General features: G+C 64.9%; 17 protein-coding genes and 1 pseudogene. 8 read left to right on the forward strand and 10 right to left on the reverse strand.

Annotation, left to right across the window (positions count from 1 at the left end; all coding sequences use genetic code 11):
* Positions 1-49: 49 nt before the first annotated feature.
* From HWX39_RS16890 to HWX39_RS16910, 5 genes are all read right to left on the reverse strand, one after another.
* Positions 50-1,027 carry a TauD/TfdA family dioxygenase gene (locus HWX39_RS16890; protein WP_244135029.1) on the reverse strand — a complete coding sequence of 326 codons (978 nt, stop codon included), beginning with the start codon at positions 1,025-1,027 and terminating at the stop codon, positions 50-52.
* A gap of 85 nt (positions 1,028-1,112) precedes the next feature.
* Positions 1,113-2,423: a diaminobutyrate--2-oxoglutarate transaminase family protein gene (locus HWX39_RS16895; RefSeq protein WP_175969140.1), complete on the reverse strand. Its 1,311-nt coding sequence runs from the start codon at positions 2,421-2,423 to the stop codon at positions 1,113-1,115.
* 206 nt (positions 2,424-2,629) lie between these two features.
* Complete coding sequence (locus tag HWX39_RS16900) at positions 2,630-3,580, reverse strand: UDP-glucuronic acid decarboxylase family protein (protein WP_175969141.1); 951 nt, start codon at positions 3,578-3,580, stop codon at positions 2,630-2,632.
* 153 nt (positions 3,581-3,733) lie between these two features.
* Positions 3,734-4,453: an alpha/beta fold hydrolase gene (locus HWX39_RS16905; protein ID WP_175969142.1), complete on the reverse strand. Its 720-nt coding sequence runs from the start codon at positions 4,451-4,453 to the stop codon at positions 3,734-3,736.
* A 1,256-nt stretch (positions 4,454-5,709) separates the two neighbouring features.
* Positions 5,710-6,339, reverse strand: a complete 630-nt coding sequence (locus tag HWX39_RS16910; RefSeq protein WP_175969143.1) for a TetR family transcriptional regulator — start codon at positions 6,337-6,339, stop codon at positions 5,710-5,712.
* Between the two features lie 132 nt (positions 6,340-6,471).
* On the opposite strand from HWX39_RS16910, the gene HWX39_RS16915 reads away from it, so the two are divergent.
* From HWX39_RS16915 to HWX39_RS16940, 7 genes and pseudogenes are all read left to right on the forward strand, one after another.
* Positions 6,472-7,554 (forward strand): alkene reductase, encoded by a 1,083-nt coding sequence (locus tag HWX39_RS16915; protein WP_175969144.1) that lies wholly within the window; start codon positions 6,472-6,474, stop codon positions 7,552-7,554.
* Between the two features lie 56 nt (positions 7,555-7,610).
* Positions 7,611-8,399, forward strand: coding sequence for an SDR family oxidoreductase (locus HWX39_RS16920; protein WP_175969145.1), 789 nt, complete (start codon positions 7,611-7,613; stop codon positions 8,397-8,399).
* Positions 8,400-8,856: 457 nt separating this feature from the next.
* Entirely contained in the window at positions 8,857-9,720 is an 864-nt protein-coding gene (locus tag HWX39_RS16925) for an alpha/beta hydrolase (RefSeq protein ID WP_175969146.1), read from the forward strand.
* A gap of 66 nt (positions 9,721-9,786) precedes the next feature.
* The gene (locus HWX39_RS16930; RefSeq protein ID WP_175969147.1) at positions 9,787-10,788 is read left to right on the forward strand and encodes an NADP-dependent oxidoreductase; all 1,002 of its coding nucleotides are present in this window, start codon (positions 9,787-9,789) and stop codon (positions 10,786-10,788) included.
* A 104-nt stretch (positions 10,789-10,892) separates the two neighbouring features.
* Positions 10,893-11,260, forward strand: a pseudogene (locus HWX39_RS36290) (transposase); the annotation flags it as partial.
* Between the two features lie 183 nt (positions 11,261-11,443).
* Complete coding sequence (locus HWX39_RS16935; RefSeq protein WP_175969148.1) at positions 11,444-13,009, forward strand: methyl-accepting chemotaxis protein; 1,566 nt, start codon at positions 11,444-11,446, stop codon at positions 13,007-13,009.
* Positions 13,010-13,487: 478 nt separating this feature from the next.
* Positions 13,488-14,018, forward strand: a complete 531-nt coding sequence (locus HWX39_RS16940; protein ID WP_175969149.1) for an OsmC family protein — start codon at positions 13,488-13,490, stop codon at positions 14,016-14,018.
* A 181-nt stretch (positions 14,019-14,199) separates the two neighbouring features.
* On the opposite strand, the gene HWX39_RS16945 is transcribed toward HWX39_RS16940, so the two are convergent.
* Genes HWX39_RS16945 through HWX39_RS16955 form a run of 3 tightly spaced genes read right to left on the reverse strand, consistent with a single transcriptional unit; the run spans position 14,200 to position 16,873 of the window.
* A complete protein-coding gene (locus tag HWX39_RS16945; protein WP_175969150.1) occupies positions 14,200-15,018 on the reverse strand; it encodes an ABC transporter ATP-binding protein in 819 nt (272 codons plus the stop codon).
* Positions 15,015-15,869 carry an ABC transporter permease gene (locus tag HWX39_RS16950; protein ID WP_175969151.1) on the reverse strand — a complete coding sequence of 285 codons (855 nt, stop codon included), beginning with the start codon at positions 15,867-15,869 and terminating at the stop codon, positions 15,015-15,017. Before HWX39_RS16950 ends, HWX39_RS16945 begins: the two co-directional genes overlap by 4 nt.
* Positions 15,870-15,880: 11 nt before the next feature.
* Entirely contained in the window at positions 15,881-16,873 is a 993-nt protein-coding gene (locus HWX39_RS16955) for an aliphatic sulfonate ABC transporter substrate-binding protein (protein WP_175969152.1), read from the reverse strand.
* A 348-nt stretch (positions 16,874-17,221) separates the two neighbouring features.
* On the opposite strand from HWX39_RS16955, the gene HWX39_RS16960 reads away from it, so the two are divergent.
* Positions 17,222-18,649 carry an MFS transporter gene (locus HWX39_RS16960; RefSeq protein WP_175969153.1) on the forward strand — a complete coding sequence of 476 codons (1,428 nt, stop codon included), beginning with the start codon at positions 17,222-17,224 and terminating at the stop codon, positions 18,647-18,649.
* A gap of 261 nt (positions 18,650-18,910) precedes the next feature.
* On the opposite strand, the gene HWX39_RS16965 is transcribed toward HWX39_RS16960, so the two are convergent.
* Together HWX39_RS16965 and HWX39_RS16970 are read right to left on the reverse strand one after the other, a co-directional pair.
* Positions 18,911-20,305 (reverse strand): LLM class flavin-dependent oxidoreductase, encoded by a 1,395-nt coding sequence (locus HWX39_RS16965; protein ID WP_175969154.1) that lies wholly within the window; start codon positions 20,303-20,305, stop codon positions 18,911-18,913.
* Positions 20,302-21,585 (reverse strand): acyl-CoA dehydrogenase family protein, encoded by a 1,284-nt coding sequence (locus tag HWX39_RS16970; protein WP_175969155.1) that lies wholly within the window; start codon positions 21,583-21,585, stop codon positions 20,302-20,304. Before HWX39_RS16970 ends, HWX39_RS16965 begins: the two co-directional genes overlap by 4 nt.
* Between the last annotated feature and the right edge of the window lie 239 nt (positions 21,586-21,824).

Raw genomic sequence — 21,824 nt, forward strand, 5'->3', positions numbered from 1 at the left:
CGCGCACTGGATCAATACGGCTTTTGATTGATTCGCACGCCCGCGCTCGCTAACGATCGGCCATTCCGTCGATGTCGGGCGCGTACGGGTCCAGCAGCGACACGACGACCTTGCGCTCGCCTTCGAACGGGTTGCGGCCATGCGCGAAGCGCATGTTGTCGACCAGCAGGACGTCGCCGCGTTGCCAGGCAAACGTGATCGCGCATTCGCGGAACGCGGTGCGGATCTGCTCGATGTCGGCGAGATCGAATGGGCTCCCGTCGCCATAGCACGCATTGCGCGGAATTCGATCCTCGCCGAACAGGCTGACGATCGAACTGGCGAGCGATGCTTCCAGGTTCGAGATATGGAACAGATGGGCCTGGTTGAAGAATATCCGGTCGCGGGTGACCGGATGGTAGGCCACGCCCTGGTTGATCTGCGCGGTGCGTAACGTGTCGTCGTCGAGCCATTCGAGCGCGATGCCGTTGGCTGCGCAGAAGGCTGCCACCTGGCCGCGGTCACTGGTCTGGAAGACGGTTTCCCATGGAATGTCGACGTGCCGCCGGTAGTGCCTGACGTAGCGAACCTGTTTCGCCTCGAACTGATCCAGGATGCGCGGTCCGATCCTGCGGGTCACCTCCCGCATGTCGGCAAGCGGCGTTTCGCCGCCGGTCGTGGCCGGCGTCAGGCAACAGAACGCCACGCTCAGCGGCCAGCTGCGTTGATACGCGTTTTCGCAATGAAGTGCGATTGTCTCGCTCGGCGGATACTCGGTTGCGGTGAAGATGTCGTTGCCGATCGAGGTGCGCGGAGTGGAACGATAGACGTAGTCGGAACGACGGGACGAAATCGCGTGGGCAAACGCCTCGAAGCCGCTCACGGATGAAACGTCGAAGCCGCGAAACAGGAGTGCGCCATGTTCCAGCAGTCGGGATTCGAGTGCCTCCCGGTTGTCGTTCACCGCCTGCGCGATATCGCGCCGGTTCGACACGGGCTCCAGCAGCCACGGAGAACTTCCGTCGGCAAGCAGCCTGCGTTCCGTCATGCCCAGCATCGTCAGTCATCCTTTCCTGAACGTGGATCGCGGCGACACCGAACGGGTGGATCTGCGTGGTCGCGCCGCGGTGTGGCTATGCCCGGCAGGCCGTTTCCACGGCATGCTCGAAGCGATTGAGAATCTCGTGGATATCCGCTTCCGACACGATCAGCGGCGGCAGGAACCTAAGTACCGCGCCGTTGCGGCCGCCGGTTTCGATGATGAGCCCGTTTCGCAGGCAGTTCCGCTTGATGGCCTTTGCCCGTTCCGGATCGGTCGGGCCGGTTCGGCCATGTGCGCCGGGCATGACGACTTCGGCGCCGATCATCAGGCCGCGGCCGCGTATCTGGCCCAGACACGGAAAGCGTTCGGCCAGCGCTTCGAGGCCGGCAACCAGGCGTTTGCCGACTCTGTCCGCGTGCGCCGACAGATCCTCTCGTTCGACGATGCGCATGGTCGACAAGCCGGCCACCATCGCAATCTGGTTGCCTCGGAAGGTGCCGGCATGCGCGCCGGGCGGCCAGGTGTCCAGGCGCTCGTCATAGACCACCACCGATAACGGATAGCCGCCGCCGAATGCCTTCGACAGCACCAGTACGTCCGGCCGGATGCCGGAATGTTCGATGGCGAACCGGGCGCCGGTTCGGCCGAGCCCGGTCTGTACTTCATCGACGATCAACGGGATTTCATGCCGCAGCGTCAGCTCGCGCAACTCGATCAGCCAGGCGTCGGGAGCGGGGATGCAGCCGCCTTCGCCTTGCACGACTTCGACGATGATTGCCGCCGGTTTCGTGATCCCGCTCTCGGGATCGGACAGGACGGTCCGAATATAGTTGATGCTGAGTTGATCGGTCGCCGAGCCATCGGTGCCGAACGGGCAGCGAAAAGCATAGGGATAAGGCAGGAAATGCACGTCGCGTCCGTGGCCGCCGGCCGATTTGGGCGTGAGATTTCCCGACGCGGCGAGTGCGCCGGCCGTCATGCCGTGGTAGGCGCCATGGAACGCCATGATCGTCGAGCGGCCCGTATAGTGCCGGGTCAGCTTGATCGCCGCTTCGACGCCATCCGCTCCGCTGGGGCTGCAAAACTGGATCTTGCCGGATTCGGCCATCTTCCCGGGCAGGAGCGAGAACAGCTGTTCGACGAACGCGTGCTTTGCCGGCGTCGCCAGGTCGAGTGCCTGTTGCATTTGATCGGACGACAGAAACCGCATGACGGCTTCATTGACTTCCGGGTGATTGTGTCCGAGCGCGAGCGTACCCGCATTTGACAGGCAGTCGAAGTATTCCTGCCCCTCGGAGTCGCGGATGCGTACGCCTTTGGCATGGGTAAACAGTCGCGGGAAGGAGGCAGCGTAGGTTCGCGCCTTCGATTCGACCTGCTTCAGATACTCGAGTTTTTCCATGCGCGCAGATCCGGCTTGCGAGGCGGATTGATGGACACTGGCGCACGAGAATCGCTTCATCCTGGCCAATGGTGTAACGGTACGACCTGATTGGAGCATGGTCTCCCCGCCGCGTCTGTCACGTAAAGAAGGGACACCGGCAATGCGACGTCACCCCGTCATGCCATTGCCTTTCTGACATCGAGGCGTGGTTTCCGTGCGCGGCGTCAAACAGCGAGGGTCGCGCGGAAATAATCGATGGTCCGCTGGAGCCCCGCTTCGAGCCCGATCGTCGGCTCCCAGTCGAGGTGGGTGCGTGCGAGGCTGATATCGGGGCAACGTTGTGTCGGGTCATCCTTCGGCAGCGGACGGAATACGAGCCGCGACTTCGAGCCGGTCAGGCGCAGGATGATCTGCGCGAGTTCGCTGACCGCGATCTCGTACGGATTGCCGAGATTGATCGGGCCGGTGAGGTCCGCGGGCGTCGCCATCATCCGGATCAAGCCGTCGACCATGTCATCGACATAGCAGAACGCCCGGGTCTGGCTGCCGTCGCCATACAGCGTGATGTCCTCGCCGCGCAGCGCCTGCACGATGAAGTTGGACACCACGCGGCCGTCGTTGGGATGCATGCGCGGCCCGTACGTGTTGAAGATGCGTACCACCTTGATGCGCACGTTCTGCTGGCGGTGATAGTCGAAGAACAGGGTCTCCGCGCAACGTTTGCCTTCGTCGTAGCAGGCGCGCGGCCCGAGCGGGTTGACGTTGCCCCGGTAACTCTCCGGTTGCGGATGCACATCGGGGTCGCCGTACACCTCGCTCGTCGAGGTTTGCAGAACGCGCGCATGCGTGCGCTTGGCGAGCCCCAGCATGTTGATCGCGCCCATCACACTGGTCTTGGTGGTCTGCACGGGATCGAATTGATAGTGGATGGGCGAAGCCGGGCAGGCGAGGTTGTAGATCTCGTCCACCTCCACGTGCAACGGAAAGGTGACGTCGTGGCGCAGCGCCTCGAAGCTCGGGTTGCCGAGCAGCGCCGCCACGTTCTGCTTCGTGCCGGTGAAATAGTTGTCGACGCACAATACGTCGTGACCGAGTTCGACCAGACGCTCGCACAGATGCGAACCGAGGAAACCCGCGCCGCCTGTTACGAGGATTCGCTTTCGATTACGTTGCACAATGGCACTCCAAGTATCGCGAGCAGGGAAGCGACGCGGCCTCCCGGCGTGCTTGACCGGCCCGCGGCGCCGGCATGGAAGCGGATAGGGCGCGGGCCTCTTCGTTCGACGATCACGGCACCGGCCGGCACGCCGATCGCGAGGATCGGCCCGTCATGCTTGCAGGGCGCTCAACGCGACGTGTTCCGTGCGCCGCAGGCGGGCCGCGATGATGCCGGCCATCGTCCGCATCTGGTGCCTCAAAAAGAAATGATCGCCTTCGATCACGTGAAAATCGAAGCGCCCGGTGGTCGCGGCGCCCCAGCCTGCAACGGCATCAACAGGGACCTGTTCATCCGCGCGGCCCGCGAACGCGGTGATGTCCACCGCCAGCCTGCGCCCCGGCACGGGCCGGTGGTTTTCGATCATCGTGAAATCCGCACGCAGCGCCGGCATCAGCAGCGCCATCAGTTCGCTGTTGTCCAGCACCGCCTTCGGTGTGCCGCCCATGTCGCGCAGTGCATCGACGAAGGCGCGGTCGTCCAGCGCCTGCATGCGTCGATCGGGGCGCTCCTTGCCCGGTGCGGGGCGCGCGCTCACGAACAGATGCCGCAGGTTCGGTTGCGCGTGGGCGGGCAGCCGCAGCGCCAGCTCGACGGCAATCGCCGCGCCCATGCTGTGTCCGAGCAGCGCGAAGGGACGATCGAAGCAGTTGGCCAGGTCGCGCAGCAACGTGTCGACCAGCGTCGACATGTCTTGTACGGCCGGCTCGGACAGGCGGCTGCCTCGGCCTGCCAGTTCATGACGGCGCACTTCGATGCCGGGCAACAACGCTTGCAGCGCACGATAGACGGCGGCCGAGCCGCCCGCGTAGGGAAAACAGATCAGGCGCATGCGAGCGGCTCACTTGCGCCTGGCGCACAGGCGATCGCGCTGTGGAAATTCACGTGTTCGGCGTTTTTCACCATTCAAGTTCCAGTCATTGTTGCCATGGCGACGCATCGGCAATCTTCACTTGGAGAGCAACGGGGGCGGCAGCAACGCGCGCGTTGGTTCGCACGCCGATAGCCGGTTCGTCATCGCTGTGCACAGGCAGTGCGTCAAGCACATCGGACGTCATGGAGGCATGGACTGGCTTCATGAAGACTCAAGATGCGCGCCGCTCGGATTCGGAATACGCCCGATCCGGGTGGGCATGAGTTAAACACGAGGCTGCGTGGATGTATGTCGTAGGAAGACGGGACGCGCGTAGTCGACCCTGTCGGATCCGCGCGAATCTGAACGCGTACGGAGGCGGCGCGCAGACGCCACGGAACGCCATGTTCATGTCCGGCGGGTGTATCGGTTTCAAGCGCACAGGTTGACGTGCGCCGCATCCAATCCGCTTGCTCGCGATCGGGCCGTTCATCATTCTGATGCGCCTGATCCATTCGCAAACCCGTTCGATTATTTGCGCCGTCACGTTGCCGGCGGGATAGCGATCGACTGGATGGATATCGTTACGACCCGCCCGGAACGCGGGTTCTTGCTTTCCGGGCAATCGCTCGTGAGCGAGCCTTTGAGTGTTTGGACGAGGCTGAGTCGTAGCGACTCGCGACATGGCTGTGTGCGCTGGCCCGGTTCGGTCCCGGTCCCTTGAGGGCTGCGTCGCCGCACGCCCCGCGCCCGATCAGGCAGGGGTGTACGACCCATCAATGTGCGGAGGTGGCTCGCAGGCCATCATCGACCAAGGGCAAGCATCTGCGTGGCGGATGATCCACCTGGACAACCTGCGGCTAGCGGCGATCACCGATTGCGGCCCCGCGGTGGCGGACAAGGCGCGGCGGGCGGTCGAGCGCTCGACGCAGGTGCTGCGGGATCTCGGCTGCGCGCTGCCGACCGTTGACCAGGCCCAGGCTTACAGGGTCGCGCAGGAGGGGGCATGCGCACCCGCGCAGGCAGCGCGCCCGACGAGCTCCAGATCGGGTCCGCGCCCCGTCGCCGGAGCAGAGCAGAGACGCGCGAGGAACTGCAACTGGCCATTCCGAGGGTCAAGAACAAGCGGCTGAAGCGCAGCATCTCGGCAGTCGCCACCGAGGCCGTGCGTGGGTGGGTCTATTCCTTGTGTCCGGGTGTGGTTCGTGACATGGGCTTCGAGTCGGCAAATCGTGTCACTTTGACTTGGCGGAGATGTCGATACCATGATTGCGACCCGATTCGCGCGCTGTCGCCGATGGGTCCAGTGTCGCGAGAATCTTGTCGCGACATACCGTCAGGATTTCGTCTGCGAGTGGAGAATCATCCGGGCAAGCGCGCGACAACACAATCGCACCAACCAGATGCGCCATGATGTCGAGGCAGTTGGCTCGGACCTCCGCCGAGTCCGCACCGTCTGACGGATCTCGTTCTTGAACTAACGCCGCCAGCAGTCTTTCTATGCCGTCCGCGAATGTGGCCCGGACCGCTTCGGGTTGGCGCGCGGCATCCCCGCCCAGTGCAGCCATCGTGCAGCCGGTTGCGCGCGAGTCGCGGTGCTCGCGCGCGAGATACTGCCGCACGAACTCCGATGCGTCGACCCCGGCCGACAGCGCAACGGTCTGCGCCATGCCGCAGGCCGCCGATTCCGCCATCAGATCGGCCTTTGAGCGGAAGTGCTTGTAGAAGCCGCCGTGGGTGAACCCGGCTGCGCCCATCAGATCCGCTACTCCGACCCCATCAAAACCGCGTTCCCTGAACAGCGTCGACGCTGTTTCAACGACGTGGGCCCGATTGGCCTCGGCCTGTGCCTTGGTGACTTTCACTTTTCCTCTCCGTGGGCGCGTTCCTGTCTGATGGCCTGACTATACATTGATGTTGGTCATCATCAAAGTGTTGACACGTTAGATTATGATCGTCATCATTGAGCCATTCCCATCATCCGACGCTGGAACGACATGTCAGAGAAAACGCTTTTCGAGCCGTACGCCCTCGGTGGCCTGATGCTCGCCAATCGCATCGTCATGGCACCGCTGACTCGCAACCGTGCAGGCGCCGGGCTGGTGCCCGGCGAGCACGCCGCGACCTACTACGCCCAGCGCGCCTCGGCCGGACTGATCATCACCGAGGCCACTCAGGTTTCGGCCCAGGCCCAGGGCTATCAGGACACTCCCGGCCTGTACACGCCCGAGCAGATTGCCGGCTGGCGCAAGGTCACGGATGCCGTCCATGCCAAGGGTGGACGCATCTTCGTGCAGCTCTGGCATGTGGGCCGCGTCTCGCACACGGACTTGCAACCTCACGGTACGGCGCCGGTCGCACCTTCGGCTATCCGCGCCGAGACGAAGACTTTCGTCAACAACGGATTTGCCGACGTGTCCGAGCCGCGCGCGCTGGAACTCGCCGAGCTGCCGGGCATCGTGAACGACTTTCGACAGACCGCGGCCAACGCTATTGCCGCCGGTTTCGACGGCGTGGAAATTCACGGCGCCAACGGATACCTGCTGGAGCAGTTCATCAAGGACGGAGCCAACCAGCGCACCGACGACTACGGCGGCTCGATCGAGAACCGTGCGCGCCTGTTGCTGGAAGTCGTCGCCGCCGTGGTCGAGGAAATCGGCGCGGAGCGCACCGGCGTGCGCATCTCGCCGGTTTCGCCGGCCAACGGCATTTCCTGCAGCGATCCGCAAGCGCAGTACGACTACATCGTCGAACAGCTCAGCGCCCAGGGCGTCGTCTATCTGCACGTCGTCGAAGGTGCGACGGGCGGCCCACGCGATGTCGCCGCGTTTGACTATGACGCGCTGCGCCGCCGTTTCAAGCAGACCTATCTGGCCAACAACGGCTACGACCTGGAATTCGCCACTACTCGACTCAATGAGGGCAGAGCCGACCTGTTCGCGTTCGGCCGCCCGTTTATCAGCAACCCGGACCTGGTCGAACGCCTGAAGCACGGCGCGCCCTTGACGCAGTTCAACCCGGCGACGCTCTATGGCGGTGGCGCGGTGGGCTACATCGATTACCCGACGATTTCGGGCTAAGGCTCGTGCCCTTGACCGAGTCTCCACCAGCAGAACCCTTGCAAAGGAAAGTACCCATGACCACGCTTCCGACAGTCCTCATCACCGGCGCCTCCAGCGGCATCGGTGCCACCTACGCCGAACGCTTCGCCCAGCGTGGCCATGACCTCGTCCTCGTCGCCCGCGACAAGGCGCGACTCGATGCGTTGGCAGCGCGCCTTCGGGAGGAAACCGGTGTGGCGGTAGACGTGCTGCCGGCCGACCTGACCCAGTCCACCGATCTGTCCGCGCTCGAGGCTCGTCTGCGCGATGACGATCGAATAGGAATTCTGATCAACAATGCCGGCGTGGCTCAGTCGGGCGGCTTCCTGCAGCAAACCCCTGAAAGTATCGAACGCCTGATCACGCTCAACACGACGGCGCTGACGAGGCTCGCAGCCGCGGTCGCGCCACGCTTCGTGCAGTCCGGTAACGGCTCGATCGTCAACATTGGCTCGGTGGTAGGTTTCGCGCCGGAGTTCGGCATGTCGATCTACGGCGCGACCAAGGCATTCGTGCTGTTCCTGTCGCAGGGCCTGCATCTCGAGTTGTCGCCCAAGGGTGTTTACGTGCAAGCCGTCCTGCCGGCGGCGACGCGCACGGAGATCTGGGAGCGCGCCGGGGTTGACGTGAACACGCTGCCCGAGGTGATGGAAGTGGGCGAGTTGGTTGATGCCGCACTGATCGGGTTCGACCGTCGCGAACGGGTCACGATCCCGCCGCTGCATGTAGCCGGGCGGTGGGACGCGCTGGACGGCGCTCGCCAGGGACTGCTATCGGACATTCGACAGGCACACGCGGCCGAGCGTTATCAGCGCCGCGCCTGACCATTCAATTGCGGCAAACGGCGGAACGACGGATACCACGATGACCGACAACCCCATCACCACGCCCACGCGCTTCGTGGATGCCAACGGTACTCGATTCGCCTGGAGAACCGCGCCCCGACGAGGGCGGGCTTGCAGCGTTCTTGAAGTCTGCGTTCAGCAGCGGCTGGGGAACGTTTCGCACGCGGCGTCTACGGGCACGCATTTGAGCGCCGAACGCTTGCGATCAGAAACTCATCGCTGGTGAACGTCAGATGAAACGATCCACCACCCGATCGACGCAAGCCGCGCACGAGCGCATCGCCGATGCTGGCGCGCGCCGTCGAAGAAGAGCCGTTGTCCGAATCGATGCCTGAGGCCACACTTGAGCATCGGTTCGCGGCGCGGATTGAAGTCCCACCTTTTTTCCCGTCAGCAGGATGCTCGACCTATGAAAGCAGCGCCCAGGGAGTGAATGATGAAGAGCATCAACCCGGACACCCAATCGACAACGTCGTATGCGCGGGCACCGAACAAGTTCGTCAACGCGGCTGGAACCCGCTTCGCCTACCGTGAACTGGGGCCGCACGGCGGCATTCCTTTAGTTTTGCTGAACCATTGGGGCGCCGTGCTGGACAACTTCGATCCGCGCATCGTCGATGGCCTGGCCCAGAAACATCGCGTCATCGCCATCGACTATCGAGGCATTGGCTTATCCGGTGGCATCGCGCCCGTAACCGTGGGCGAGATGGCGCGCGACACCATCGCGCTGATTCGCGCAATGGGTTTCGATCAAGTCGATCTGCTCGGCTTCTCGCTTGGCGGCTTCGTGGCGCAGGACGTGGCGCTCGAGGCGCCAAGCCTGGTGCGTAAACTTATCCTCACTGGCACGGGCCCTGCCGGCGGTCACGGTATCGATCGTGTGGGTGCCGTATCCTGGCCGCTCATGCTCAAAGGCCTGCTGACGCTGCGCGATCCGAAGGCGTATTTGTTCTTCACGTCCACAACCAACGGCCAGCAGGCGGCAAGCGCCTTCTTGAAACGGTTGAAGGAACGTAAGGCCGGCCGCGACCAGGGGCCGACACCTCGCGCCTTCCTTCATCAACTCAAGGCGATCAACGCGTGGGGCCGGCAAGCGCCGCAGGACCTCGCGAGTCTGCCCATGCCCGTCCTGATCGCCAATGGGGATAACGACATCATGGTGCCCACCGCACTCAGCCGCGATATGGCCCGCCGCATCCCCCAGGCGCAGCTCGTCATTTATCAGGACGCCGGCCACGGTGGAATTTTCCAGCATCACACCCACTTCGTACCCACGGCACTGGAATTTCTATCGCAATGAATACGTTGCGGACCAGAGGGTATGAAGTTTTTCGCGAATACGACGCAGCATCGGAGCAAGCGCAACATGAAAGCACTCACATTCAAACGCTATGGAAAATCACCCGAGATCGGGTTCGCCGAAGTGCCGCGCCCCACGCTCAAGCCCGACGAACTGCTGGTTGAGGTGCACGCCGCGGGGGTGAACCCGATCGACAACATGATTCCAACGGGAATGTTCAAACCCGTGTTGAAGTTCCAATTGCCCGCGACCATGGGTAGCGATCTGGCCGGCATCGTGATCGACGTCGGCAGCCGCGTCACTCGCTTCAGGAAAGGCGACGCCATCTTTGCAAGTCTGTTCGACCTTGGAAGAGGATCTATTGCCGAATATGCCGTGGTACCGGAAAGCGCAGCAGCCCGGAAACCGGTCGATCTGGACTTCGTGCAGGCCGCCTCGGTTCCAATGGTCGGGCTCACTTCATGGCAAGCACTGAAGGAGCGGGCCAATCTCCAGCCGGGTCAGAAGGTGTTCATTCCCGCGGGGTCCGGCGGTATTGGAACATTGGCGATCCAACTGGCCAAATATTTCGGCGCCAAGGTGGGAACCAATACCAGCACGGGTAACATCCCGTTGGTGAAAAGCCTGGGCGCGGACGAAGTAATCGACTACAAGAAGCAAGCGTTCGAGAACGTGCTGCGCGACTACGATGTGGTGCTTGGCACGATCAGGGGTGACGCGGTCGAAAAATCGGTAGGAATCTTGAAGCGAGGAGGAAAGATCGTCTCTCTTGTCGGGCCGCTGGACGCGGCGTTCGCCCGCGCTCGGGGGCTGAACTTCGTCCTGAAGTGTGTATTCGGCCTGATGAGCCGCAAGATCATGCGTCTTGCGAGGAAGCGGGATGTTACCTACTCATTTCTCTTCGTACGCCCCGACGGCGCTCAACTTGACGAGATCGGCAAACTGCTCGAATCCGAACGTATCCATCCCGTGATTGACAAGGTATTTCCGTTTGAACAAGCAAAGGACGCACTTGAATACCTGGCCCAAGGACGTGCGAAGGGTAAAGTCGTGGTCAAGATCAAGTAACGTACCTAAGGGTTGAGTGTTGAGGGATGCTAAGCTCGGGAATGGTGCGTGACTCTCGATACGCCTGCCCCTGGGTGAGTTTGCATCAGTCTTCGCAACGAATCCTGGCGTTTCTCAAGCATATTGACCAATCGGTACCGGCCGATCTCGATGTGCATCTGATCGTCGACAACTACGCGACACACAAGCATCCGAAGGTCAAGGCGTGGTTGGCCACGCTACGCGCTACCACATGCACTTCACGCCAACCTACCCGAGTCGACTAAATCAGGTCGAACGCCGGTTTGGCCTGATTACGCAGCAGGCAACCCGTCGAGGCTCGTTCAGGAACGTGCGCCAACTCAATGCTGACATCGAACGCCAAATCGGGCAGTACAACCGGCACAAGCGGCCGTTCGTATGAACGGCGACCGCCGATTCCATTCTCCGGAAAGCGGCTCGGCTATGTAAAGTTATTTCTGGGACAGAGCACCAGGCAACCGACACCTGTCGCAATCGTCAAGATTCGCGTCGCGTGCAGATAAAACCTCCCCGTTCCCCCCGCCGTTAACCCGTTCGCAGCCCATGCGCCCCGTGTTGCGTCGCGGCGCGCGTCTTTCGTGATCCGGAATCCACATCCGCCGCTGGCCGCGTCCGGCCGGCGCAAGGGAACGTCATGCGAAAACAACTCACTATCCGTGGTGGTCTCATCGCGACCGTCACCGGCTACACCGTGCTGCTCGTACTGGTGGTCGGCGCGTGCATCGCGGCCCTCTATATGGGTAACGGTTCGCTCGAGGCGATGTACCGCGACGACACGGCGTCGCTACTGCACCTGAAGACCAGCTCCGAGCGGATGCTCGTGCTGCGCGAACGCATGAGCGACGTCGCGCAGATCATCAGCGCCGGCCGCTCGGGCAAGGAAGAGATCGCGAAACTTCGCACGCTCCTCAAGCAGAGCAACGACGAACTGGATGCCTATGCGGGCCTGCACGCGCGCAACGCCGACGAGCAGGCGCTGTTCGACACGCTGCAGAATCGCCGTCGGGCGTTGCTCGACCGCGTGTTCCTGAAGGCGCTGTCGCAACTCGACGGCGACGACGGTTTCGGCTTTCTCGACACGCAACATACCGCACCGCCCGAGCTGTTCGCCGCCTACCAGGAGGCGATCGATGCGCTCGAGTCGTTCCAGGTTGCGCGCGAAAAGGCGCGCTATGAGGCGGCCGGGGTGCATTTCCACCGGATCGTGTTGGGGATGGCGGCCGTTGCGGCTTTCGCACTCGTCGTCGGCTTCTTTGCCCAGCGCGTGCTCGCGAAGGCGATCATCGAGCCGATCAATCTCGCGGTCGACCAGTTCGAGAAGATCTCGAAGGGCGACCTGACCGGAACGGTGGTCGTGCCCGGCGAGAACGAGATGGCCTATCTGCTGCATGCGCTGAAGCGGATGCAGGACGGCCTCGTCGACACCGTGAACCAGGTGCGCGCGAGCACGGAGACGATCGTCGGCGACGTCCGCACGATCGCGAGCGGCAACGTCGACCTGTCGGCGCGTACCGAGGCGCAGGCCGTATCGCTGCAACAGGCGGCGGCGAGCGTCGAGCAGCTGACGGCGGCCGTGCGCCAGAACGCGGACAACGCGCGCGATGCCCGCACCTATGTCGAAGGCGCGGCCAGTATCGCGTCGCGCGGCGGCGAGGCGATGCAGCGCGTCGTCGAGACGATGTCGGCGATTTCGCACGGTTCCACGCGGATCTCGGGGATCGTCGGCGTGATCGAGAGCATCGCGTTCCAGACCAACATCCTGGCGTTGAACGCCGCCGTCGAAGCCGCGCGCGCAGGCGAGCAGGGGCGCGGCTTCGCGGTCGTCGCGACCGAGGTGCGCGGGCTCGCGCAACGCTGCGCATCGGCGGCGAAGGAGATCCGCGAACTGATCGGCCATTCCGCGCAGCGTGTCGAAGACGGCAGCGACCTCGTCGCACAGGCCGGCTCGGCGATGGCCGAACTCGTCGCGGCGGTCGAGCGGGTCAATACGATCATGAACGAAACCAGCAACGCGTTCGAGGAGCAATCGTCAGGCATCGAGCAGGTGAACGCCGCGGTCATCCAGATGGAGCAGACGATGCAGCGCAATGCCGCGCTGGTCGAGGAGGCCGCGGCTGCGGCGCTGTCGCTCGACGAACAGGGCTCGCGGCTGAGTGCGGCGGTTGCGCAGTTCCGTCTGCGTGACGCAGCGCTCGCCTGACGCACCGATGCTTGCGACCGGAGCGCGATCGTCGGGCCGCACGTGTGGCCGACGCGGTGCGCCGGTGTCGAAGCGGCACGGTTCTGGTGCGCACATCCTGACTGCCGACGTCGACGCGCTGCATGCACCGGCGTGGTGAAGCACGACAATCGGACGATCGCCGAACCCGGTGCGACGCGTTCTGCGTTCATGGCCCGCGAGGCGATGATGTCGCCGCCGCAATCCTTGTCGGCCAAGGCGGACGCGTATTTTCTCGAACGTTCTCCACAGGGTTATGCACGGAAATTGTGGATAACTCGAGGAAGACGAAGGACCGCCGACGGTTCGCGCGCGCGGGCGTCGCCATGCGACATCACGTACCGCGAATTGCTTTGCCGGAATGATCGTTTCGTGGCTGTCGAGAAAGGGCATAGCATGAAGACCCCTCTCGATTGGCCGCGCTATGCGTGGCCAGTCATCGCGACCGTACCGGCCCGACATGACGACACTGAACGACTATCTCCAACAGAAGCGCGACGCCTGGCTTGCGAAAAAAGAAGCCGCCCGCAGCCATCCGGATCTCAAGGCGACCCCGCTGAAAGCGACCGTGCGCGCGCTGGGCCGCAGCGGCGTGCGGGAGATCCGCATACGCGATTTCCAGGTGATCAGCGACAGCCCGCCCGATTTCGCGGGCTACAACCTCGGGCCGGCGTCGCCGGAGCTGCAACTCGGCGTGCTGGGCAGCTGCCTGACGCACATCACGCTGATTCAGGCCGCGGAGCGCGGCCTGAAAATCGACTCGATCGAGGTCGAAGTGACCGGTGACCAGCATCCGCTCGCGCAGCAACCGGGTTTCGAGCATGTGCCGGTGTTCCCGCACAACCTCCGCTACACGCTCGATATCGTGTCGCCCGAACCGCCGGAGACGATCCGCGCACTGCATCAGGCGGTCGAGGTCCTGTGCCCGATCTTCAACCTGCTGCGATTGCCGCAGACGATCGACGGCGAGTTGCGGCATACGCACGGTTGAGGTGCGCCGGTGCACCGGTGTGTTGCAGCCTGTCGCGCCGCTGCGGGGCGAGCAAGCGCACGATATCCTGCGTACCCTATCGGCGCGCGGATATGACTGCGATTCCTGTCGCACCGGTATTCCATGACGGATGCGTCGTCCCGGTGCCGTACGCATGCCGAGTGAGTCAGCCGGCGTGAAGTCAGGCTTCAGGGGGGTGAAGGTCACGCGTTCGGTGCCTCGTCTCGTCGGCACGATCCTGAAGCTGCTGGAATGCGTCCAGCAGCCGCGCGCGCAGCCCGGCCAGCGTCGGGTCGCGGCGATCGCGCGGCCGGGAGACCTCGACGTGGATCTCGTCATCGATGCGGCCCGGGTTGGGCGCAAGCATCAGCACGCGATCGCCGAGATACAGCGCTTCGTCCAGATCGTGCGTGACGACGATCGCAGCCATCCGGTGCCGCTCGACGACATCGAGCAGCAGCGTCTGCAACCGCATCCGGGTGATGGCGTCGACCGCGCTGAACGGTTCGTCGAGCAGCAGCAGGTCCGGTTCGCCGAACAGCCCGCGCGCGATTGCCGCGCGCTGGGCCATCCCGCCCGACAACGTGGCCGGCAGTTGCCGGGCAACCCCGGCGAGGCCGACTTCGTCGAGCAGCCGTGCGACGGACGGCTCGCGTCCGCCTTGCGGGCCGGCCGCAAAGCCGACGTTGTCCGCGATCGATAGCCACGGCAGCAGCCGCGGCTCCTGGAAGATCACGCCAACGCGCGGGGAGGGGCCGTCGAGCGCGATGCCGCCCAGCGTCACGCTGCCGCGGAAATCGGCGTCAAGGCCCGCAACGATCCGCAGCAGCGTGCTCTTCCCGCAACCGCTCGGGCCGACCACACAGACGATCTCGCCGCGCGCGACCTGCAGCGCGACGTCGGCGAGGATCGTGCGATTGCCATGACGCTTGCGGGCGATTCGCAGGTCGAGCAGCGGTGTCGTGGTACCCGCCGTGTGCGCGGAAGGACGCGTGCTCATGTCGGCACCTTGCGTGGCGTGTGGTCGAACGCGTCGCGCCAGCCGAGCCAGTGCGATTCGATGCGCGCCATCGCGCCGTCGGTCAGCTTGCCGAGCAACGCCAGCAGCAGGATCGCACCGAACACGAGATCGGGGCGCCCGGTTTCCCGGCCGTCGCTCAACAGGAAGCCGAGGCCACGCGTGGCCGCGATCAGCTCCGCCGCGACCATGAACATCCACGCGAGACTGAGGCCGGTGCGCAAGCCGGTGACGATCTGCGGCAGCGCGGCCGGCAGCAGGATGCGACGGAACAGCGCGAGCGGGCCGAGCCGGTACACCGCACCGAGCTCGACGAGCTTGCGATCGACGTCGCGAATGCCGGCGACCACCGCGAGGTGGACCGGGAAGAAGGCGCCGATGGCGATCAGCGTGATCTTCGGTGCTTCATCGATGCCGAGCCACAGCAGCAACACCGGCACCCAGGCGAGCGACGGAATCGCGCGCAGCGCCTGGAACGTCGGTTCGAACAGCGCGTCGATCCGGCGGCTCAGGCCCATCGCCGCGCCGACGACGAGCGCGAGCCCGGCGCCCGCGGCAAATCCCGCCGCAACCCGCAGCGTACTCGCGCCGACATGGCGCGCCACGCGCATGACGCCCATGCGCGCGAGCGTGGCGAGAATCTCGCTCGGCGCCGGGACGAGATGATTCGGCAGCCAGCCCTGCCGCACGACGACCTCCAGCAACGCGAGCGCCGCGAACGGCAGCGCGAGGCCCGCGATTCGCCATCCGCGCAGCGGATCGCGCCGGACGGCGCGTGACGCAGCGGGGCGGCGGGGGGCGAGCGCATCGTCGCGGGCGGCGGTATCGGTCATGGGCGGCAGGCTCAGCGCGACGCGCCGACGAGCGGGCGCGCGAACGCCGGATCGATCAGCGTATCGACGATCTTCGCGGGATCGACGCCGGGCCTGGTCAGCTGTTCGGCGGTCAGCACGGGCGCCGCCGCCTTCAGCGCCGCGCGCTGGGTGTCGCCGGGAACGGGATCGCTGAAGTCGTTGCGCTGCAGCTGCAGTGTCGCCACCGGCAGCGATACCTTCGATGCGTCGGCGACGATCTGCGCGGTATCGGCCGGATGCGCGACGATCCACTGACGCGCGCGATCGTAGACCTTCAGTACACGCGTGACGGCCTGCGGGTACTGGCTGGCGAACGCGTCGCGGACGTTCAGGAAACCATAGGTGTTGAATGCAACGTTGCGATAGAGCAGGCGAGCGCCGTCGTCGAGCTGCGCCGCGGCCATGTGCGGATCGAGGCCGGCCCAGGCATCGACCTGGCCGTTCGCGAGTGCGGTGCGCCCGTCGGGATGCTGCAGGTTGACGATCTCGACATCGTCGCGGGTCAGGCCGACCGTGTGCAGCGCGCGAAGCGTGAACAGGAACGGATCGGTGCCGCGCGTCGCGGCGATTTTCTTGCCCTTCAGGTCCGCGAGCGAGCGGATCGGCGAATCCTTGCGGACCACGAGTGCGGTCCATTCAGGGCGGGAGAACACGTAGACCGTATGAATCGGGTTGCCGTTCGCGCGGGCGAGCACCGACGCGAGACCCGCGGCGGAACCGAAATCGACCGCGCCGCTGTTCAGGTATTCGAGGGCACGATTGCTGCCCAGGCTCAGCACCCAGCGAATCGACGTGCGGTCGGCCTTGAATTCGTCTTCGAGCCAGCCGAAGTGACGGATCACCAGGCTCTCCGGTGAGTAGTACGCGTAGTCGGCGCGGATCTCCGCGGGTGTCGCGGCGCGTGCGTGCGCCGCGACGAGGCCGGCGAACGCGGCAACGAGGAGGGCCGCGGAGTGCCACGCGCGGGGCCAGGACAGCTTCATCGGGAATGCTCCGGAAGAGCGGCAAGGTGCCGCGAACAGTCAGGGTGACCGGCTAATGTAACGAAGCATCGGCGATCCGCGAACGAAGAAATCCGCGATTGAACATGTACGCTGCTGCTAAGCGCGGACGGCGAGCAACTTAATGACGCACGCCGAATAATTTATCGCTTTATATCGGTTGGGATAAGCGGATCGGAAGAACAGAATGCATGCGGCCGGAACGTGATGGCGGCGCGTGTCGAAAGGATCGCGGTAGCACCGGGTCTTTGTCGGTCGCGCATGTTGAACGCCCGACTTCCGGCTCCATGCGGACCTCGCCGATCATTCGGCGGAAAACTAAGGAATGCGATGAGTTCGATTGATCTGAATGCTGTCACGCCGGTATCGTCACCCATTCGCTCTGCAAGCGACGTCGCGCGCCTGATCAACACGGTGGGCAGCCCGGTCAGCCATGCCCGGATGATCGTATTGCTGGCGCTCGGCGGCGTCTTTCTCGATGCGTACGACCTGACGACGCTCTCCTACGGGATCGATGACGTGGCGCGCGAGTTCGGCCTGACACCTGCGCTGACCGGGCTGGTCGGGTCGGCGATCATGATCGGCACGATCTTCGGCAGCCTGATCGGCGGATGGCTGACCGACAAGATCGGCCGCTATCAGGTTTTCATGGCCGATATGCTGTTTTTCGTGGTCGCGGCGATCGCGGCCGGGCTGGCGCCGAACGTCTGGGTGCTGATCGGCGCGCGCTTCGTGATGGGGCTTGGTGTCGGCATCGATCTGCCGGTCGCGATGGCGTTTCTCGCGGAGTTCTCGAAGTTCAACGGTCGCGGCAACAAGGCGTCGCGGCTCGCGGCGTGGTGCCCGATGTGGTACGTGGCGTCCTCGGTCTGCTTCCTGCTGATCTTCGGGCTGTATTTCCTGCTGCCTGCCGAGCACGCCGGATGGCTCTGGCGCGCGTCGCTGATCTTTGGCGCGGTGCCCGCGCTCGTCATCATTCTGTTCAGGAACCGCTTCATGAACGAATCGCCGCTGTGGGCCGCGAACCAGGGTGATCTGGCCAATGCCGCGCGGATTCTGCGCGAGTCGTACGGGATTCACGCGCACGAAGCGGAGGACGCCCGACGCGCGCCGAGCCCGCCGCCCGTGCGAATCCGCGTGCTGTTCCAGCGCCCGTACCTGGGGCGCACGATCGTCGCCAGCGTGATGAATCTGTGCATCCCGTTCGAATACACGGCGATTGCCTTCTTCTTGCCGTCGATCCTGTCGCAGTTTCTCGGTGCGGGTGTGTTCGAAACGATCGCGGCGTCGCTGGCGCTGAACGTCCTGTTTGCGTTCACCGGCGGCTTGCTGGGCATGCGCCTGGCCCGTCGCCATGCGTCGCGTCATGTCGCGATCGCGGGATTCGCACTCCAGTGCGTCGCGCTCGTGGCGCTCGCGCTGGCGGGGCATCCGCATGGTGCAGTCGCGATCGGCTTCGTGCTGTTGATGCTCGGGACCTGGCTGTTCGCCGAAGGGTTCGGGCCCGGCGCGCAGATGATGATCTACCCGACGCTGTCGTATCCGGCGGCGATCCGCGGCACCGGCGTCGGCTTCGGGCGTTCGCTGTGCGGCATCGGTCAGGCGCTCGCGCTGTTCGTGCTGCCGATCCTGCAGGCCCGGCTCGGTACGGATATGTTCTGGGTCGTCGCGATCAGCGCCGCTACGCCGATCGTGTTCCTGCTGATCGTGCGTTACGAGCCGACGGCGCGTGATATCGACGACGACGGCGGTGCTTGAGCGAGGTCGCGGTCGCGCGTCATTGGGAACGCGAGCGCGCTGGGTGCGCGCGTCGTCGTTGCCACGACCGCAATGCTCGCCCGCTCGATGTGCGAGCGCGGAAGCAGAGTGCACGTAGGCGTCGCACCGGGTGGCGAGTGAGGGGAGAGGGGCGATCGGGCGGCGGATCGGGCGAGTGGTGGCCCGACGCACCGGTTTCTGCTCATCGTGAAGCCGGCCGGCCCGCACGCGGGCCAACCAGCCGATACATTGCCGTTACGCTCAGGCCGCTACCCGCTCGGCATCGCGCTTGACCTGCTCGATGTCGCGGAACTGCGCGGCCGGATGTTCGTCAGGCAGCCGCGCCGATCCGCCGAACAGTTTCTCGCGCAGCGTGCCGGGCGCATAGCCGGTCGGATACACGCCGCGCCGCTGCAGCTCGGGGACGAGATGACGCACGACATCCTCGAAGGTTTCGTGCGCCAACGCATACGCGAGATTGAAGCCGTCCACGTCGGTAGCGGCGACCCATTCCTGCAGGATGTCCGCGACGGTCGCGGCCGAGCCGACGAACACCGGGCCCAGGCCGCCGATGCCGCCCCAGGCCGCCAGTTCCTCGATCGTCCATGCGGTGTCGCCGCCCGCCAGGTGCTCGACCGCCGACACGATCGCATTCGTTTCGACGCGCCGGACGGGATCGCCCGGCGCGTACTGGCCGAAGTCGATGCCGGTCCAGCCGGACATGAACACCAGCGAACCGTCGTACGACACATACTGGCGATATTCGTCGAACTTTGCCTGCGCTTTCTCGTCGGTTTCGTCGACGATCACGGTGACGAGGTTGTAGATCAGGACCTTGCTCGCGTCGCGCCCGGCAGCCGTGGCCTGCGCGCGCACGTCGGCCACGTAGCGCGCGAGCTGCGGGCGGGTCGGCGCGGCGACGAACACGCATTCCGCGTGTTGCGCGGCGAACGCCTTGCCAGGGCCGGACGCGCCGGCCTGGAACAGCACCGGCGTGCGCTGCGGCGACGGTTCGCACAGGTGGTAGCCGGGTACGTCGAAGAAGCGGCCCTTGTGGCCGATCTCATGCACTTTCTCCGGATGCGTGAACACGCGGCCGTCGCGATCGCGGACGACCGCCCCGTCTTCCCAGCTCCCCTCGAACAGCTTGTACAGCACCTCGACGTATTCGGCCGCGACCGCATAGCGGTCGTCGTGCGTGCGCAAGCCGTGATCGCCGACGTTCTTCGCGCCGCTTTCGAGGTAGGACGTGACGATGTTCCACGCGAGCCGGCCCTTCGTGTGGTGGTCGGCGGTCGACAGCCGGCGCGCGAACGTGTACGGGTGCTCGAACGTCGTCGATGCGGTGATGCCGATGCCGAGATGCTCGGTCGCCATCGCGATCGGCGCGGCGAGCTGCAGCGGATCGTTGACCGGGATCTGCGCGGCCTGTTGCAGCGCGTGGTAATTGCTGCCTTGGTAGACGTCGTAATAGCCGATCACGTCCGCGATGAAGATCGCATCGAAAATCCCGCGTTCGAGCACGCGCGCGAGGTCGGTCCAGTAGTCGAGATCCTTGTACTGCCACGACCGGTCGCGCGGGTGGGCCCACAGCCCGGGCGACTGGTGGCCGACGCAGTTCATCTCGAACGCGTTGAAGCGGATGGTCTTGCTCATCGGGCGGCTCCTGTCGCTGCCTGCGTGTTCGCGCTCGCATCCACATCCGCGCCTGCGCCGTTGCCGATCTGCCAGACGAACGGCGGCGTGCGCCCGTTGATGACCCAGTCGCCGACGATCCGTGCCTTGTAGACGAGCGGATTGTGCGACGACACGGTGCGCGCATTGCGCCAGTGACGATCGAGCGCCGTCGTGCTGCGGGTCGCGGAAGCGCCGAGCGCGTCGAACAGGCGCGTCGCCGCGCGCAATACGAGTTCCGACACGACGAGCTGGCTTTGCGCGGATTCGATCTCGGCCGCGACGTTCGCATCGTGCTCGGCCGTTGCGTCGCCGCCGAAGTGCGCTTCGTAGGCCTGTTGCAGCGGCTGCGCGGCGCGCAGCGCGAGCGCGTCGGCCGCATAGGCCCACGACGCGATCTCGCCGATGACCTGTTGAAGCTGCGCGTCGTCGGCCGCGCGCGGGGCGTTGCCGTGGCTGTATACGCGGGTGCGGCGGCGTACCAGGTCGCCCGCGTCGCGCACGATCGCGTGGCCGATGCCGGCCAGCGTCGCGACGTGGAAGAGCTGGTAGAACGCCGTCTGGTACTTGAAGCGTCGCGCGAAGTCGGTGATGTCCCGTGCGTCGACCGCCGCGTCTTCGAAGCGCGTGGTGCCGCTGCCGGTCGTCGTCTGGCCGAAGCCGTCCCAGTCGTCTTCGCGGATCACGCCGGGCTGCGCGGTTGCCACGGCGACGATCACGTCGCGGCCGTCGTCCGCGCGTTGCGCGAACACGTCGATCCAGTCGGCGAACAGGCTGCCGGTGCTGTAGAACTTCCGGCCGTTCAGCACGAACCGGCCATTCCGTTCCGAAACCTTCGTGATGGTCTGGCCAAGCGCGACGTCGCCGGTTTCCGTCCACGCATTGCCGACGAGCTGGCCGCTCGCGAAGCGGTCGAACCACGTCTGGCGATCGGCGCCGGGCGGCGCGTTCAGCCAGTCCTCGACGAACGCGAAGTGCCCGCGCAAGGCCTGCGGCAGATTGGAATCGGCGGTGGCGAGTTCGATCAACAGCCGGAACAGCTGCGGCAGCGACGCGCCGGCGCCGCCGTCGTGCACCGGCAGCCGCACGGCGCCGAAGCCGGCGGCCTTCAGCCAGCCGATCGCCTCGTGCGGCAGCTCGCGGCGGTGCTCGCGTTCCGTGGTGCCGGCCGCGATGCGTTCGAAGATCGGCCTGAAGCGGCTGGCAAGCGCGTCATAGTCGGCGCCGGTGGAAAGGCGGGTTGCTGCGGGAGACGAAGTCATGCGGAGTCCTTGAAAGGCGGGGTCGTCGATGCCGGCAGGCCAGTATATGAAGCGCGCTGCCGACGATCCAATAACGGATTCGCACATCGTTATCGCCATCGGGCATTACGCCGGCGGGGCGGCGTGGTGTCGATGCTGAAGCGTCGATCTCACCGCTGACGCGCGGTTTCCTGCCTGCGGCGTGCCGGATCGTTTGTCGTCCGAAGGAATATCGTTGTGCGAATCGATCGGTTTGCCGG

Origin of the sequence: Burkholderia sp. BCC0322 (assembly GCF_902833045.1) — a bacterium.
Lineage (GTDB): Bacteria > Pseudomonadota > Gammaproteobacteria > Burkholderiales > Burkholderiaceae > Burkholderia.